Raw genomic sequence first — 16183 nt, forward strand, 5'->3', positions numbered from 1 at the left:
CGCGGCACAAGGCCGCTCCTACAGGGACCGTGTCAGCCAGGGGATGACGCGGACCCTGTAGGAGCGGCCTTGTGCCGCGAAAGGGCCGCAAAGCGGCCCCGAGTTATCAGCCCTCCTGCGCCTCTTCGCGCCGGTACGCCCACTGATACAACGCCGGCAACACCAGCAACGTCAACGCGGTAGAAGACAAGATCCCGCCAATCACCACCGTCGCCAACGGCCGCTGCACCTCAGCCCCGGTCCCCGTCGCCAACGCCATCGGAATGAACCCCAGCGAAGCCACCAGCGCCGTCATCAGCACCGGCCGCAAGCGCGTCAGCGCGCCCTCCTCCACCGCCACCCGCAACGGGCGCCCTTCTTCGCGCAGGCTACGGATAAAGGCGATCATCACCAGCCCGTTCAGCACCGCCACCCCCGACAAGGCAATGAACCCCACGCCCGCTGAAATGGACAACGGAATATCCCGCAGCCACAGCGCCAGCACCCCGCCAGTCAGGGCAAACGGAATCCCGGTGAACACCAGCAGGCCGTCCCTGAGGTTGTTGAACATCATCAGCAGCAGTGCCATGACCAGCAGCAAGGCCACCGGCACCACCACCTGCAGGCGCTCGGTTGCCGATTGCAGCTGTTCGAACTGGCCACCCCAGCGCGTCCAGTAACCCGGCGGAATCTGCACCTGCTGGATCAGAGTCTGCTCGGCATCCTCCACGAACGAGCCCAGGTCACGCCCCCGTACGTTGGCACTGACCACCACCACCCGCTTGCCATCCTCGCGGCTGACCTGGTTAGGCCCCAGTTGCAGGTTCAACGTGGCCACCTGCGACAGCGGGATAAAGCCGATTTGCGCAGCGCCCACTGCAGCACTGGCCGGTACCGGAATCAGCAGGCTGGAAAGCCCGCCCACATCCGTGCGCAAGGTTTCCGGCAAGCGCACCACCATGTCGAAGCGCCGGTCACCTTCATACAGCGTGCCCGCGGTGCGGCCACCCACGGCAATGGCGATGGCGTCCTGCACGTCGCCCACGTTCAGGCCATGGCGAGCCGCCTTGTCGCGGTCGATGTCGATGGTCAGCACCGGCAGGCCGCTGGTCTGCTCGACCTTCACCTCGGACGCACCCGCTACCCCCTGCAGGCTGCTGGCGATCTGCGCGGCGGTGCGGTTGAGCACATCCATGTCATCACCGAACAACTTCACCGCCACATCGCTGCGCACCCCGGAAATCAGCTCGTTGAAGCGCAACTGTATCGGCTGCGACAGCTCGTAGTTGCTGCCCGGCACGCTGGCGGCAGCACGTTGTACCTCGGCGATCAGTTCGTCACGCGGCTTGCCGGGGTCTACCCACTGCTCGCGCGGGCGCAACATCACATAGGCGTCGGAGATGTTCGGTGGCATCGGGTCGGAGGCGATCTCGGCAGTACCGGTACGGGCGAACACCCGCTCCACTTCCGGCACCTGGGCGATGATCGCCTGCTCCAGGCGCTGCTGCATGTCGACCGACTGCGACAGGCTGGTACCCGGTACGCGCAGGGCCTGCAAGGCAAAGTCGCCCTCGCTGAGGCTGGGGATGAACTCGCTGCCCATGCGGCTGGCCATGACCCCGGACAGCACCACCAAGCTAGCCGCGGCGGCAAACGCCAGCTTGCGCCGGCCCAGCACCCAGGCCAGCACCGGGGCATAGCGCTGACGCGCCGTGCGCATCACCAGGCCTTCCTCCTCCTTGACCTTGCCGGTGACGAACAGGGCGATGGCCGCCGGCACGAACGTGACCGAAAGGATCATGGCGCCGAGCAGGGCCATGACCACGGTAAAGGCCATGGGGTGGAACATCTTGCCCTCGACCCCGGTCAGGGCAAAGATCGGCAGGTACACCACCATGATGATCAACTGCCCGTAGATCAGTGGCCGACGCGCCTCGCGGGCGGCGGCGAACACTTCATGGAAGCGCTCGCTGCGGGTCAGCATGCGGCCGTGGCGTTGCTGTGCATGGGCCAGGCGGCGGATGGCGTTTTCCACGATAACCACGGCGCCGTCGACGATGATGCCAAAGTCCAGTGCCCCCAGGCTCATCAGGTTGGCGCTGACCTTGTTGCTGAACATGCCGGTGAAGGTGAACAGCATCGACAGCGGGATGACCATGGCGGTGATCAGTGCGGCGCGGATGTTGCCCAGGAACAGGAACAGCACGGCGATGACCAGAATCGCGCCTTCGATCAGGTTCTTCTTCACCGTGGCGATGGCTTTTTCCACCAGGTTGGTGCGGTCATACACGGTCACCGCTACCACACCCTTGGGCAGGTTGCGGTTGATCTCGACCAGTTTGGCGGCAACGGCCTGGGACACTGTGCGGCTGTTCTCGCCAACCAGCATGAATACCGTGCCCAGCACCACTTCCCGACCGTTTTCGGTGGCCGCGCCTGAGCGCAGCTCTTCGCCCAGGCCAACCTCGGCCACATGGCTGACGCGAATCGGCGTGCCATCAACACTGGAAATGACGATATTGGCGATGTCTTCGGCCGAGGTCACCTGGCCCGGTGCCCGGATCAGCAACTGCTCGCCATTGCGTTCGATGTAACCGGCGCCAACGTTACCGTTGTTACGCTCCAGGGCCGCGATCAGGTCGTTGAGGGTGAGCTTGTAGGCCGCCAGCCGCTTGGGCTCCGGTGCAATCAGGTACTGCTTGGCATGGCCACCGATGCTGTTCACTTCGGCCACCCCCGGTACATTGCGCAACTGCGGCTTGATGATCCAGTCCTGGATTACCCGCAGGTCGGTCAGGGTGTACGGGGTGCCATCCTCTTTGAGTGCGCCCTGTTCGGCCTCCACGGTCCACAGGAAGATTTCGCCCAGCCCGGTGGAGATCGGCCCCATGCCCGCTTCTATGCCTTCGGGCAATTGCTCACGGGCCACTTGCAGGCGCTCGTTGACCAACTGGCGGGCGAAGAACAGGTCGGTGCCGTCATCGAAAATCACCGTGACCTGCGACAGGCCCGAACGCGACAGCGAGCGGGTCTGCTTCAGCCCTGGCAGGCCGGCCATGGCGGTCTCGATGGCGAAGGTGATGCGCTGCTCGGTCTCCAGCGGCGAGTAGCCAGGCGCGGCGGTGTTGATCTGCACTTGGACGTTGGTGATGTCCGGTACAGCGTCGATCGGCAGTTTCTGGTAGCTGTGGATACCCACCGCGGCCATCAGGACCACGGCCAGCATCACCACCAGGCGCTGCTCGATGGCAAATTGGATCAGGCGTTCGAACATGCAGGTGTCCCCGTGATCAATGGCTATGCTCGGCCGAGCCCTTGCCCAGTTCCGACTTGAGGACAAAGCTGCCGGCGGCGGCCACCTGGGTACCGGCCGCCAGGCCGCTGGTAATTTCCACATGGCCGGCGTCGCGGCGGCCGGCCTTCACCGGGCGGGCTTCGAAGCCTTCCTCGGTGCGGGCAAACACAACAGTCTGTTCTTCCCAGCTTTGCAGGGCGCTCTCCGGCACCACAACGGCGGCATTGAAGCGCTCGACGCTGACCGCGATATTGACGAACAGCCCGGGGCGCCAGGCGCCGTTGGGGTTGGCCAGGGTGGCGCGGACCGTGGCGGCGCGGTTCTGCTCGCCGAGCAGGCTGCCGACGTAGTTGACCTTGCCTTCGACCTGAGCGCCCAGGTCCGGCGCGCTGACCGTGACATTGCGGCCGGTCACCACCTTGTCCAGGTCACGCGGGGCCACGGCGAAGGTGGCCCAGACCCGGCTCAGGTCAGACAAGGTAAAAGCGTTGCTGGTCTCGTCGACCACCTCGCCCACAGTCAGGTGCTTTTCCACCACGACTGCATCGAACGGTGCGCGCAGCTCATAGCGGTTGCCAGCGCCGGCCGGGCCTACGGCGGCGACCTTCTGCCGGGCGTTGGCCAAGGCAATCTCGGCCTCCTGCAGTACCTGGCGCGCCTGCAGGTAATCCTGCTCGGCGCTGATGCGTTCCTGCCACAGCTGCTGTTCGCGCTGGAAGGTCAGGCGCGCCAGCTCAAGGCGGCGCTGGGCGGCCTGTTGCTCGCTGCGCAGGTCGGAAATCTGCTGGCTGGCGATCACCGCCAGTACCTGGCCACGCTTGACCGGCTGGCCCAGTTCGGCTTGCACCGCCTCGACCACGCCGGGTACACGCGGCACCACGTGAGCAGTGCGGTCTTCGTCGAAGCGGATTTCCCCCGGGAAGCTGAAGGCGGTGCCCAACTCACGAGGGCCGGCGGCAGCCAGCTGCACACCGGCGGCCTCGATCTGGGCGATGGACAGGTGCAACTGGCCCTCTTCTTCGCCGTGCCCTTCCTCGGCATGGCCTTCGGCCGCCTTCTCGGAACCATGGCCGTGGCTGTTTTCGCCATGGTCGTCGTGCCGGGCCTGCGCATTCGACGCCTGGCCGAGGTTGCCGGTCCAAGCCAGCCCGCCCAGGCCGAGCGCGGCGATGGCGGCGACCAGAAGGGCTACTTTGCGTGGGTTAGTCATTGTTGCTCCTGCTGTTCAAGGGGGTGCTCAGGTCATCGAGGTCGCCATAGATCCGCTCGACCTGCGCCCGCGCGTCGGTCGCCGCAGCCAAAGCTTCCAGGTACAGCCCGCGGGCCTCGATCAGCGTGCGCTGGGCGTCGAGTACATCGAGGAACGCGAACTTGCCCATTTCAAAACCACGGGTGGCGGTGTCCACGGCCTGTTGCGCAGAGGGCAGGATGGTGCGGTCGTAGGCATCCACCTCCTCCATCGCCGTGTGCCACTGGCTGACGGCGCTGCGGGTTTCGCTACGCAGGCGCAGCTCCACGGCGTTACGCAAGTCACGCGCCTGGTCGGCACGGCGTGCAGCCGCCAGCACGTTGCCCTGGTTGCGGTCGAACAGTGGCAATGGCATGGACAGGCCAACTACATTCACGCGCTCGCGGTCCTCGCGGCTGTACTGGCTACCGAGGCTGACGGTGAGGTCGGGAATACGCTGAGCTTTTTCCGACCCCAGCGACGCGTCTCCGCGCTCGACCTGGGCAGCAGCCAGACGCCATTCGACCGTTTGCTCGACACGGTCGAGCAAGGCGTCGGCACTGGGCGCCATGCCAGGCGAAAGGTTGGCGGCCTGCAACGGGTCGAAGCTTGCCAACGGGCTACCGGTCAGGCGTGCCAGAGCCTGGTAGGCCACACTGCGCTGGGTCTGCGCGCGGCGCACTTCAGCCTGGGCCTGGGCCAGTTGCACCTGGGCACGGGTTGCCTCCACGGGCGAGGACTGGCCAGCGGTCACCCGCCCCTGCACCACGCGCAGCCCGCGCTCGGTCAATGCCTGTGATTGCTGCGCCAGCTCCAGCGCAGTCTGCGCGCGCAAGGCGGCGTGAAACGCCTGCACCACATCGGCACGCAGGCCATTGCGCTGGCGCTCCAGGCCAAGCTGGGCAATGGCCTGGCCGGTACCGGCCACGGCAATACGTGCGCCGCGCTTGCCGCCCAGTTCCAGCGGCTGGCTGAGGGTGACGGTGGTGGTGCTGGTGTCGCGGCGGGTGTCCTCGACCTCCCAGGAGAGCTCTGGGTTGGGGATCAACCCGGCCTGACGCCGCTCGCCGTCGGCAATGCCGATTTCCCGGCCGGCTGCGGCCAGCTCCGGGTTTTGCGCAAAGGCGGCGGCGAGCGCCTGGGGCAGGCTCAGGCTCTGACTGGCCTGGGCGCTGCTGGCACTGGCCAGCACCAGACAGAGCAAGGCGATCTTGCGGGGGATGGGCACGAACAGATTCCTCGTCGACGCGTGTAGGCGAAGCACTGTAGGAAGCCGTGGTTATCGAGGTGGTGGCGGGAAAATTACAATTCTGTAATCCAGCTGCATTTCTCTTTGCAGGAGCAGCCTTGTGCTGCGAAGAGGCCGGCAATGCCACAGCAGATGTAATGGCATTGCCGGCCTCTTCGCAGCACAAGGCTGCTCCTACAGGGGGTATGTACATGCTGAGGGTTCGATAATCGCCCACTTTCCGGGCGCAGCGTTTTAGTGCAATTGACTAAACTAACCAGGCGGTACAAAACTAGATGCATCCAACAACAACAAAGCGATGCTCGTCATGAAGCCCCTTATTCTCGTGCTCAACGGCCCCAACCTGAACATGCTGGGTACCCGCGAGCCTGCCCAATACGGCCGCGAAACCCTTGCTGACCTGGCCCAGAGTTGTGCCGATACTGCCCATGCCAACGGCCTGGAAATCGAATTCCGCCAAACCAACCACGAAGGCGAACTGATCGACTGGATCCACGCCGCCCGCGGCCGTTGTGCCGGTATCGTGATCAACCCCGGCGCCTGGACCCACACCTCGGTGGCCATCCGCGACGCCTTGGTGGCCAGCGAAGTGCCAGTCATCGAAGTGCACTTGTCCAACGTGCACAAGCGCGAGCCGTTCCGCCACCTCTCATTCGTATCGTCCATCGCCGTGGGCGTGATCTGCGGTCTGGGCAGCCATGGCTACCGCATGGCCCTCAGCCACTTTGCCGAAATGTTCCAGGAGCGCACGGCATGAGCCAGCACGCCATCCTCGCCGGCCTGATCGGCCGCGGCATCCAGTTGTCGCGTACCCCTGCCTTGCACGAACACGAAGGTGACGCCCAGGCCCTGCGCTACCTGTACCGGCTGATTGATGCCGACCAGCTGCAACTGGAGGACAGCGCCCTGCCCGGCCTGCTCGACGCCGCGCAACACACAGGCTTCACCGGGCTGAACATCACCTACCCGTTCAAGCAGTCGATCCTGCCACTGCTCGACGAACTGTCGGACGAAGCCCGTGGCATCGGCGCGGTGAATACCGTGGTGCTGAAGGACGGCAAACGCGTTGGCCATAACACCGACTGCCTGGGCTTTGCCGAAGGCTTGCGCCGCGGCCTGCCCGACGTGGCTCGACGCCAGGTGGTACAGATGGGTGCCGGTGGCGCCGGTTCGGCCGTGGCCCACGCCCTGCTGGGTGAAGGGGTCGAGCAATTGGTGCTGTTCGAAGTGGATGCGGCCCGCGCGCAGGCCTTGGTAGACAACCTGAATGGCCATTTCGGCGCTGGCCGTGCCGTGCTCGGCACCGACCTGGCCGCAGCCGTGGCCGAGGCGGACGGGCTGGTCAACACCACGCCGGTCGGCATGGCCAAGCTGCCAGGCACACCGCTGCCGGTCGAGCTGCTGCATGCGGGATTATGGGTTGCGGAAATCATCTACTTCCCGCTGGAGACCGAACTGCTGCGTGCGGCTCGGGCTTTGGGTTGCCGCACGCTGGATGGCAGCAACATGGCGGTGTTCCAGGCGGTAAAGGCGTTCGAGCTGTTCAGCGGGCGCCAGGCGGATGCGGCGCGGATGCAGGCGCACTTTGCCAGTTTCACCTGATAGAAAAGTGTTGGCTTCTTCGCGGCGGTTCGACGCCTCGAAGAGGCCGGTACAGGCGAATCACCCGCGCTCATCCAGCAACGCCTGTATCACTTGTTCCTGCCCGCCATAATCCCCCTCGCCAAAGTGCACATGGCGCACCTGCCCCTTACGGTCGACAAAGTAATGCGCCGGCCAGAACTGGTTGCCCCAGGCATTCCACACCTTATGGTCGTTGTCCACCGCCACCGGGTAACCGATACCCAGCCCTGCCACCTTGTTTCGCAGGGTGCCCACATCGTGCTCGTAGTCGTACTCCGGCGTATGCACGCCCACCACCACCAGCCCCTGCTCGGCATAACGCCGCGCCCAGTCGTTCACATGAGGCAGGCTGCGCTGGCAGTTGATGCAGTCCCAGGTCCAGAAGTCCACCAGCACCACCTTACCCTTGAGCGCTGGCCCATCCAGCGGGGACGAATTGATCCACTCGCTGGCCCCCGACAGCGACGGCATGGCGCCGTAGCTGTCACGGGCCATCAGGTGCCCCGCCAACCCCAGCCCCGTCAGCGCCAGGGCAATACCACCCACCTTCAGCATCAGGCGGCGATCAATTCTCATGGCAACCACCGGTGGCATAGGTGCGGTACTGCACGCTCTGCTGATGGCCGTTGGAGTCGAGGTAGTCCATACGGGTGTTCACCAGGCCGCAGGCGTTGCTCTGGTCGTCCTGCACCGACAGCACTTTCTTCACATCCAGGTGTTCACCGTAGCGGTACTGCATGGCACCGGCCTCGCCCATGGGTGCGGTGGCGGCCTGGGCCGCAATGGTGCCAAAGCTGAGCACGGCGAACAGGCTGGCGCTGGCGAAAGTCTTGAAGTTCATGGCATCTCTCCTGTGAAACGCTTGGCAGTGGGGCGTATTGTTCCCCGGTCGAGAGCCATTTGACGCCTGCCAAGTATCCCGTCTGTGTCACTCAACCCCGGGATGTGCGTCCGCCTGTAGCTGCATCCTTTTCGGAAAAACATCGCAAAATCATGGAAAACCCTTCGCAAGCAGGTAGTTATAAAAAAGAAGGCGCCCATGAAGGGCGCCCCGGCTGTACAAACGGATACAATAGATTAAATTAGTTACAACCTAACGCTTGTTATCACTCACAGGTTCAACTTTATCGTGACGGCTGTATAACTCAGCCCTCGATGCACGTTCTGTCAGCGGTCCTCTGTTTTCACCTTTACTGGAACGCTGAGTGGATTTATTGTCGCCATCACCCGAGCAACTACCGCTTTGAACGGTTTGCTTATCTTTCATAAAAACCTCGATAGAGCCACCTGTTTCAATGGCTCATATTGTTCTTCAGGATGTGGAACGCTGGAAAAAAGCATGCTTTGTCATGCGATCTATCAGCACAGGGCTAGTGCAGCCAGGCGCGTCTCCACGGGGTATCCGGGCCGTCCGAATGGCGGCTGAATCTCGGTGCATTCGAGGCCAATAGCTTTGCTGCAGGCACTGGCTCGACCTCAGTAACAGGGTCAGGATCGATGTAATTTTCCCGATCATCAGTTGGAGACTGAACAAGCCGATCATTGCGCAACAGTTGGCGATCCTGATCAATTTCCGGATCACTCTCCGGCGAGCCCTGCCCTGTCTGGTTTTTACCGTACATAAGCACCTCTCATAGGCCCAGATATTCTGAGCTTACTGAGTATGCGCCCTGCCTGAAAACAAGAAGCAGGTATCAGACCACCGGACACAATCTATAAGCCGCGCTTCATGAACAGGAAAATAACAACGATATTCTTTGCGCACTGTTGCAGTATTTAAAGCGCTTCATGATCCAAGCTCGTCGGCCTGGCGGGTATCGCCACGCGCTCGTGAGGCCTTCAACAGGAGTGTAAAACTGCCGGTGAGTTGATGACGAAGCTCTTTGGGCATGACAAAAGCGAAATGCACCAGCCATGACCCGTCTCCCAGCAAAAAGCTCTCCCGTCGGTATTGGGTCACTTGTTGTTCAGAAATACCTATGCAAACGGCAATTACGCAGTCGCTCGGCTCTTCGCTCACGGGCGTGCCCCTTCAAAAATCGGTATTGAAGCGCTCGAATGGTGGTCGGTTCAGGCAGCAAAGGCAGGCCATCAAGGCTTGGCTGTACGTTCCTTGCCCCACTGAGCTTTGGCTACGCCATACGGGGTACCGGTGACACCGCTGGCTACGTGCTGGATATGGCCGCCATGCTGGAGGAACGTTTCGATTTGCTCGCAAAGGCGTTCGTGGGCTCTTTGGGCTGTGCCGGGGTATGTCTGATGCATGGAGGCTACTCGGTAATGAGCCACTGAAATACAGTTACCCGAACGATCATTGTACGCTCTGTAGTGCTATCAGGCTCGGAACCCGCCGCGTACCCGGCTTTTATCGGCCAGGCGGTCAATGGCCAGCACTGGGCTGGCTGGCCGCGGGCCGCTTCAACCAGCCCCGGGCACGGTTCGGCTTCCCTGCCAGATACACTGCAATACAAACCCCCGCAGGCAAGCGCAAACGCGCCGGGTACACTGCGCCAACCCCACTCGAACAGGAACGCTGCGCATGGAACACGTCGATCACATCCTGATCGTCGACGACGACCGCGAAATCCGCGAACTGGTCGGCAACTACCTCAAGAAGAACGGCCTGCGCACCAGCATCGTCGCCGACGGCCGGCAGATGCGCGCCTTTCTCGAAGCCAACAGCGTCGACCTGATCGTGCTCGACATCATGATGCCTGGCGACGACGGCCTGCTGCTGTGCCGCGAATTGCGCGCCGGCAAGCACCGCAACACCCCCGTGTTGATGCTGACGGCCCGCAACGATGAAACCGACCGCATCATCGGCCTGGAAATGGGCGCCGACGATTACCTGACCAAGCCGTTCTCTGCCCGCGAGCTGCTGGCCCGTATCAATGCCGTGCTGCGCCGCACGCGCATGCTGCCACCCAACCTCACCATCAGCGAAAGCAGCCGCCTGCTGCGCTTCGGCCAATGGCGGCTGGACACCACCGCGCGCCACCTGCTCGACAACGAAGGCACCCTGGTGGCCCTGAGTGGCGCCGAGTACCGCCTGTTGCGGGTGTTCCTTGACCACCCGCAGCGGGTGCTCAGCCGTGAACAGTTGCTCAACCTGACACAAGGCCGCGAAGCTGACCTCTTTGACCGCTCCATCGACCTGCTGGTCAGCCGCCTGCGCCAGCGCCTGGGCGACGACGCCCGCGAGCCCAGCTGCATCAAGACCGTGCGCAGCGAGGGCTACGTGTTTTCGCTGCCGGTGCAATTGCTCGAGTCCCCCTCATGAAATGGCCGCGCACCCTGGCCTCGCGTCTGGCGATGATCTTTTTCACCGGCCTGGTGTTGGCTTATGGTCTGTCGTTCGGCCTGCAGGCCTACGAGCGCTATATCAGCAGCCGCTCGATGATGCTCAGCAACCTCGAACAGGACGTGGCGACTTCGGTTGCCATCCTTGATCGCCTGCCTGCAGCCGAGCGTGCCGCCTGGCTGCCCCGCCTGGAACGGCGCACCTACCGCTATCGCCTCGACCAGGGCCTGGCAGGCGAAGCGATGGCCAGCAGTGACCCACCGATGGCCGCCGCGTCGATCGTCAAGGCCATTGGCAGCGACTACCGCCTGACCTTCCAGGAAATTCCGGGGCCCAATGCGCACTTCCAGGCGCACCTGAACCTGGCCGACGGCGCGCCACTGACCATCGACGTGACACCCGCACCGGTCCCGGTAGCCCGTTGGTTGCCCGTGGTGCTGCTGATTCAGCTGGCTGTGCTGATGCTGTGTACCTGGCTGGCGGTACACCTGGCCATCGGCCCGCTCACCCGACTGGCCCAGGCAGTGGACAACCTCGACCCGGACCAACCCGGCGTGCAACTGGATGAAAGCGGGCCACGTGAGGTGCGTTACGCTGCCGTGGCCTTCAACGCCCTGCAGGCGCGCATTGCTGCCCACCTCAAGGAACGCATGCAGTTGCTGGCAGCCATCTCCCACGACCTGCAAACACCGATCACTCGCATGAAGTTGCGGGTCGAAGTGATGGATGAGGGGGTCGAAAAGGACAAGTTCGGAAGCGACCTGGATGAAATGGAACACCTGGTGCGCGAAGGCGTGGCTTACGCCCGCAGCATGGACAGCAGCACCGAAGCGACCTGCCGGGTCAACCTTGATGCCTTTCTCGACAGCCTGGTATTCGACTACCAGGACAGCGGCGCCCAGGTTGAACGCCACGGCAGCAGCGGTGCCCTGCTGGAGACCCGCCCGCATGCGCTGCGCCGGGTACTGGTGAACCTGGTCGACAACGCCCTGAAGTTTGCAGGTGCTGCCGAGCTGCAAGTATCACGCGAGGGCAGTACCACCATAATCCGCGTGCTCGACAACGGGCCGGGGATACCCGGTGACGAGCTCGATGACGTGCTCAAGCCGTTCTACCGGGTGGAAGGTTCACGCAATCGCAGCACGGGTGGCACCGGCCTGGGACTGGCCATTGCCCACCAGCTGATCCAGGCCATGGGGGGGCGGCTGACCCTGAGCAACCGCGAACAGGGCGGATTGTGCGCGCAGATCGAACTCTCCTGAAGTGCATCTGCGATAGTTGGCAGGAACGGCCTTGGATCTGGATCGGGCCGTTCCTGTAAAACGCGAGGTCGCCTCTACAAACAGATACACAACTGCATCCCCCTGACACACTGCAGATACCCCGCCTCGACACACTCCCGGTCACACAACCACACCCCGGGAGTCCCTGATGAAAGCCCTCACTTTACCCTCCGGCTGGAAGCTGTTCGCCGTCCTCGCCGGCCTGACCTTGGCGATGACCGCCGTAGTCCTGGCCAGCCAACCTGACCCGGACGGCTTGCGAAGTGCCATTCGTGCCACCGCACGTAGCTCGTTCGCACTGTTTCTGCTGGCGTTCCTGGCCTCGTCGCTGGTGACCTTGCTGCCTGGCACCTCAAGCCGCCGCATCCTTCAGGAGCGACGCTACCTGGGGTTGGCATTCGCGTTCTCCCACACCGTGCACGGCGTGCTGATTTATCGCTACGCCCAGCAATTCCCCGAGCTGTTCTGGGCCGGCCGCACATTTACCTCCAGCCTGCCCGGCACATTCGGCTACCTGTTCCTGATGCTGCTCACCGCCACCTCGTTCAAGGCCCCGATGCGGCTGTTGGGCCGCCGTGCCTGGCAAGCGCTGCACAGCAGCGGCATGTGGGTACTGGCTGCCGTGTTCTGCCTGTCGTTCTACAAACGCATCCCCATGGGGGGGTGGTACCCGCTAGCGTTCGCCCTGATGTTCAGCGCCATCGCCGTCAAGCTCACCGCCAAAGTGGCCCGTAAACAACGCCGCAGCACCCGCGCCCTTGCCTGAAGAGAGAACCGCAAATGACGACCTTGACCCGTACCCTGACCACCGTTGATCGCCTCGGTAGCTGGAGTGCCGACGTGCCATTACGGGTATTTCTGGCGTGGGAGTTTTTCGAGTCCGGCCTGGAGAAATTCAACGGCAGCAACTGGTTCGCCGACCTGCAGTCCAGCTTCCCGTTCCCCTTCAACCTGCTGCCCACGGAGCTGAACTGGCAGCTGTCGATGTGGGCCGAGTTGGTGCTGCCGTTGCTGCTGTTGGGCCTGGGTACCCGGCTGGCATCGTTGGGTTTGATGGTGGTAACCGTTGTAGCGATAGCGGCAGTGCACTGGCCGGCGCATTGGTCGGGCCTGGCGGAGCTGGCCCAAGGCTATGCCATTACCGACCAGGGCTTCGGCAATTACAAGTTGCCATTGATCTACCTGGTGGCGTTGCTACCCCTGCTGCTCAAGGGCGCCGGGCGCCTTAGCCTCGATCATTGGCTTGGCATGCGGTTCGGCAGATGAGGGTCGGGGGCTGCTGCGCAGCCCCCCAATGCCTTCAAACTGTTCCGACAATGACGCCCTGCTCGCGCAATGCCTCCAACAATACCAACCCTTGCTGCACATCCCCGCCCAATGCCTGCAGCCGCGCTCTTCCAGTCCCCTGCTCCACCAGCAACCGGTACGCCATAGGTGCCAACCGGGCAAAACGCACCTGCAACCGGGCATCGCGATAAACCAGCAGCAAGCTCGGCGATGCTGGGGCAGCCGTTGGCTGGTAGTCCATGCCAATGCTTTCCACCGGCCAACGATAGGCCAGCACCCGCGCCACACAAGACAACAACGGCTCTCCAGCCAGCAGGTCACCTCCCGGGTCATGCGCCGGGTCCTCGGCATCGCTCAGGTACAGTTGCGCCTCGACCCACTCATAGTGCGCCAGCTCCAGTTGCCAAGGGGTGTCCAGCGCCACACGTTGCAAGTAGTCGACGAACGTCTCGGCAATTTCGGTAAACAATGGCGTCTGGCAACGGTAACTGGCGTAGAAGTCACGTACTCGGGCGTGCCAGCGCTGCTCGCCCAACACCTGGCGCATGACCGGGAAGCTGCCAGCCAGCAACCCTTCGATGGCACCATAGAACAATTCACGGTAAACCTTCAGGCGCCGGGCCTCGACGCCGGGCGGCGGGGCATGGCGCTGTGGGTCGCGCAGGTGACGGGCCAGGGCATACTGCTGCGTACGCAGGGTCTCATCCATCTGCTTGCCCTCCGGCAGCGCATTGCACAGCACGCATACGCGCCGTCTCGGCCAAGAGTTCGGCCAAGGGCGGGTAGTTGAAATCACGTTCAAGCACCGTCGGCTTTACGCCAAAGCGCACGCAAGCGCTGGCGTACAGGGTCCAGACATCCTCCTTCACGGCTGCCCCGTGGGTATCCACTTTGAGGTCCGGCGCTTCATCGTAATGCCCGGCAACGTGCATCCCGGTCACTCGCGCCGGGGGCAAGCCTGCAAGGAATTGCTGGGCGTCGTAGCCATGGTTGCAGGCGTTGACATAAACATTGTTGACGTCCAGCAGCAGGTCACAATCCGCTTCTTCGAGCACCGCCCGGATGAAGTCGAGTTCGCTCATCGCCTGATACGGCGCGGCGTAGTAGCTGATGTTCTCCACGGCAATGCGCCGCTCCAGCTGCTCCTGAGCCTGACGTATGCGCGCGGCCACATGGTGTACGGCTTCCTCGGTGAACGGGATGGGCATCAGGTCGTACAGGTGCCCGTCATCACTGCAGTAGCTTAGGTGCTCGCTGTACAGCCGCACCTGGTACCGATCGAGAAACTGCCGGGTCTGCTCAAGGAAATGGCGGTCCAGCGGCTCACTGCCACCCAGCGATAAAGACAACCCATGACAGGTGACAGCAAAGCGCTCCGCCAACTGGGCCAAGCCCTTGCCATAGGCACCGCCCACGGCAATCCAGTTTTCCGGCGCACACTCCAGAAAGTCCACTGCACCCGCCTCCATGGCCAGCAGTTCCGGCAACAGGCCACGACGCAAGCCTAACCCGATGTTCAACATTGCAGGAAACATAAAAGTTCTCCAACCAGCACAACGCCCCACCTGGCCAGCAGGAGGAGCGTTGTGGCGTTTCATGGGGTAGAAAGTCAGGGCTTGCCGGTCAGGTGGCTGAACAACCCATCAGGCATGGCTTTGCCATTGGCCTGATAAATCGCCTTGAGGTGATCCGCCGCTTCCTGCTCGGAGATGAAGCCGTCATGGTTGCGGTCGATCGCGTCAAACTCACGGGCACGATCCTTGGCCACCGCCAGAAACTCATCGCGCGAGACCTTGCCATCGTGATTGCTGTCGGTTTTGGCGAACGAGGCGTCACCGCACTTGCCTTCACCACACTTGCCCTCAGCCCCGGCCTTGGCGCCGGCGCCGCATTTACCCTCACCGCACTTGCCTTCGCTTTGGGAAGCCTTGCCGCTCCCCCCGCACTTGCCTTCACCACACTTGCCCTCGCCGGCAACTTTGGCCGAGGCCAGTTGGTAACCTTGAGCCAGCGGCTCGACGGCGAACGCACTGTTGCTCATTGCCATGCTGCCGATCAGGGCGGCGCCGAGCAGGCCGAGGGTGTTTTTTGCTTGAGTCATGATGCAGCTCCACTGGGGTTGGAAAGTGGAGCCATTAGGCCGTTGCGGTTTGTCGTGGATGTATCGTGCCAGGCGCACTTTTGTATGGCAGTAGGTCTGCAGCACAGGCAGATACAGTGCGATACACACCACCCGGCAACGGGCCCCAAGGTGCCTTGGAGCCCTGAGGCGTGATCAGTCTTCCAGCGGTTTGGGCGGGGCCGCTGGCTTGGCGGGCTTGGCAGGCTTGGCCGACTTGCTGTCCTTGTCCTTGGCTTGCGGGGCCGCCGCTACGGGCTCGGGCGCCGCCACCGCCTTTTCGCTGGCAGGCAGTTCATCGACCGCTTTGAGGATCACCTGTGGGTCGATGGCCTCGCCGGTGTCGTCGTCCTTGAGCATGTGCCGCTCACCGTCCTTGCCCACCAGAATCACCTTGGTCCCCTTGCTCGCACCCAGCTTCAGTTCCCGAATCAGGGCCATTGTCGTCTGCTGCTCGAGGTTCTTGTCCTCTCGCTTGCCCATCATGTTGGCGACGCTGTACAGGACAAGATTGCGCTCCTTGAACGCAGCCTGGGTGGCCGGGTCCTCAAGCGCCTTGTTCAGCCCTCGCAACGTTGGGTCGGCACTGCTGGGAGCGATAACCACCAATGGTCTGGCCTTGCCCAGTTCCTTGGCTAGAGGCGCATCACTGTCTGCGGCAAACAGGGGGCCGGCAACAGCAAGCAAGGTTGCGAGGGTCAGTGACCGGACAAGCATGCGTATCTCCTTATTGTCTCGATATACCAATGACTACAGATCACGGAGAAAAATCCGACAGGGAGCCTAAACCACTTCATTCCAGAACGGGGTGTGCAAAAG

17 protein-coding genes are annotated in these 16183 nt (G+C 62.9%); 6 read left to right on the forward strand and 11 right to left on the reverse strand.

Features of this window, described 5'->3' with window-relative positions; all coding sequences use genetic code 11:
- Nucleotides 1-106: 106 nt before the first annotated feature.
- The 3 genes from SB756_RS17635 to SB756_RS17645 are packed head-to-tail and all read right to left on the reverse strand — an operon-like array spanning nucleotide 107 to nucleotide 5730.
- Complete coding sequence (locus SB756_RS17635) at nucleotides 107-3253, reverse strand: efflux RND transporter permease subunit (protein WP_410911252.1); 3147 nt, start codon at nucleotides 3251-3253, stop codon at nucleotides 107-109.
- Nucleotides 3254-3269: 16 nt separating this feature from the next.
- Nucleotides 3270-4484, reverse strand: coding sequence for an efflux RND transporter periplasmic adaptor subunit (locus tag SB756_RS17640; RefSeq protein ID WP_410911253.1), 1215 nt, complete (start codon nucleotides 4482-4484; stop codon nucleotides 3270-3272).
- Nucleotides 4477-5730, reverse strand: coding sequence for a TolC family protein (locus SB756_RS17645; protein ID WP_410911254.1), 1254 nt, complete (start codon nucleotides 5728-5730; stop codon nucleotides 4477-4479). Before SB756_RS17645 ends, SB756_RS17640 begins: the two co-directional genes overlap by 8 nt.
- Nucleotides 5731-6058: 328 nt before the next feature.
- On the opposite strand from SB756_RS17645, the gene aroQ reads away from it, so the two are divergent.
- Entirely contained in the window at nucleotides 6059-6508 is a 450-nt protein-coding gene (gene aroQ / locus SB756_RS17650; protein ID WP_049275278.1) for a type II 3-dehydroquinate dehydratase, read from the forward strand.
- Nucleotides 6505-7353 carry a shikimate dehydrogenase gene (locus SB756_RS17655; protein WP_041167787.1) on the forward strand — a complete coding sequence of 283 codons (849 nt, stop codon included), beginning with the start codon at nucleotides 6505-6507 and terminating at the stop codon, nucleotides 7351-7353. Before aroQ ends, SB756_RS17655 begins: the two co-directional genes overlap by 4 nt.
- Before the next feature lie 60 nt (nucleotides 7354-7413).
- Here SB756_RS17655 and SB756_RS17660 read toward each other — a convergent pair whose 3' ends face one another.
- The 4 genes from SB756_RS17660 to SB756_RS17675 form a co-directional block, all read right to left on the reverse strand.
- Nucleotides 7414-7929 (reverse strand): thioredoxin family protein, encoded by a 516-nt coding sequence (locus tag SB756_RS17660; protein WP_410911331.1) that lies wholly within the window; start codon nucleotides 7927-7929, stop codon nucleotides 7414-7416.
- 10 nt (nucleotides 7930-7939) lie between these two features.
- On the reverse strand, nucleotides 7940-8215 hold the full coding sequence (locus SB756_RS17665) for a DUF2790 domain-containing protein (RefSeq protein WP_063427068.1): 276 nt from the start codon (nucleotides 8213-8215) through the stop codon (nucleotides 7940-7942).
- A gap of 945 nt (nucleotides 8216-9160) precedes the next feature.
- Nucleotides 9161-9394 carry a hypothetical protein gene (locus tag SB756_RS17670; RefSeq protein ID WP_081238160.1) on the reverse strand — a complete coding sequence of 78 codons (234 nt, stop codon included), beginning with the start codon at nucleotides 9392-9394 and terminating at the stop codon, nucleotides 9161-9163.
- 71 nt (nucleotides 9395-9465) lie between these two features.
- The gene (locus tag SB756_RS17675) at nucleotides 9466-9639 is read right to left on the reverse strand and encodes a hypothetical protein (protein WP_353455055.1); all 174 of its coding nucleotides are present in this window, start codon (nucleotides 9637-9639) and stop codon (nucleotides 9466-9468) included.
- A gap of 274 nt (nucleotides 9640-9913) precedes the next feature.
- On the opposite strand from SB756_RS17675, the gene SB756_RS17680 reads away from it, so the two are divergent.
- The 4 genes from SB756_RS17680 (at nucleotide 9914) to SB756_RS17695 (ending at nucleotide 13224) form a co-directional block, all read left to right on the forward strand.
- Entirely contained in the window at nucleotides 9914-10654 is a 741-nt protein-coding gene (locus SB756_RS17680; RefSeq protein ID WP_019471113.1) for a response regulator, read from the forward strand.
- Nucleotides 10651-11937: a sensor histidine kinase gene (locus SB756_RS17685; RefSeq protein ID WP_063427071.1), complete on the forward strand. Its 1287-nt coding sequence runs from the start codon at nucleotides 10651-10653 to the stop codon at nucleotides 11935-11937. The genes SB756_RS17680 and SB756_RS17685 overlap by 4 nt, the downstream gene beginning before the upstream one ends.
- A 169-nt stretch (nucleotides 11938-12106) precedes the next feature.
- Entirely contained in the window at nucleotides 12107-12724 is a 618-nt protein-coding gene (locus SB756_RS17690) for a ferric reductase-like transmembrane domain-containing protein (RefSeq protein ID WP_174371138.1), read from the forward strand.
- 14 nt (nucleotides 12725-12738) lie between these two features.
- Nucleotides 12739-13224: a DoxX family membrane protein gene (locus SB756_RS17695; RefSeq protein ID WP_410911255.1), complete on the forward strand. Its 486-nt coding sequence runs from the start codon at nucleotides 12739-12741 to the stop codon at nucleotides 13222-13224.
- Nucleotides 13225-13258: 34 nt separating this feature from the next.
- On the opposite strand, the gene SB756_RS17700 is transcribed toward SB756_RS17695, so the two are convergent.
- From SB756_RS17700 to SB756_RS17715, 4 genes are all read right to left on the reverse strand, one after another.
- Nucleotides 13259-13954: a DUF2063 domain-containing protein gene (locus SB756_RS17700; protein ID WP_410911256.1), complete on the reverse strand. Its 696-nt coding sequence runs from the start codon at nucleotides 13952-13954 to the stop codon at nucleotides 13259-13261.
- Nucleotides 13947-14780: a DUF692 domain-containing protein gene (locus tag SB756_RS17705; protein WP_410911257.1), complete on the reverse strand. Its 834-nt coding sequence runs from the start codon at nucleotides 14778-14780 to the stop codon at nucleotides 13947-13949. The genes SB756_RS17700 and SB756_RS17705 overlap by 8 nt, the downstream gene beginning before the upstream one ends.
- A gap of 74 nt (nucleotides 14781-14854) precedes the next feature.
- Nucleotides 14855-15346, reverse strand: coding sequence for an EF-hand domain-containing protein (locus tag SB756_RS17710; RefSeq protein WP_341798201.1), 492 nt, complete (start codon nucleotides 15344-15346; stop codon nucleotides 14855-14857).
- Between the two features lie 174 nt (nucleotides 15347-15520).
- Nucleotides 15521-16081, reverse strand: coding sequence for a DUF4174 domain-containing protein (locus SB756_RS17715; protein WP_410911258.1), 561 nt, complete (start codon nucleotides 16079-16081; stop codon nucleotides 15521-15523).
- Nucleotides 16082-16183: the final 102 nt, after the last annotated feature.

Origin of the sequence: Pseudomonas sp. SIMBA_068 (genome assembly GCF_046534705.1) — a bacterium.
In the GTDB taxonomy this organism is placed as follows: domain Bacteria; phylum Pseudomonadota; class Gammaproteobacteria; order Pseudomonadales; family Pseudomonadaceae; genus Aquipseudomonas; species Aquipseudomonas putida.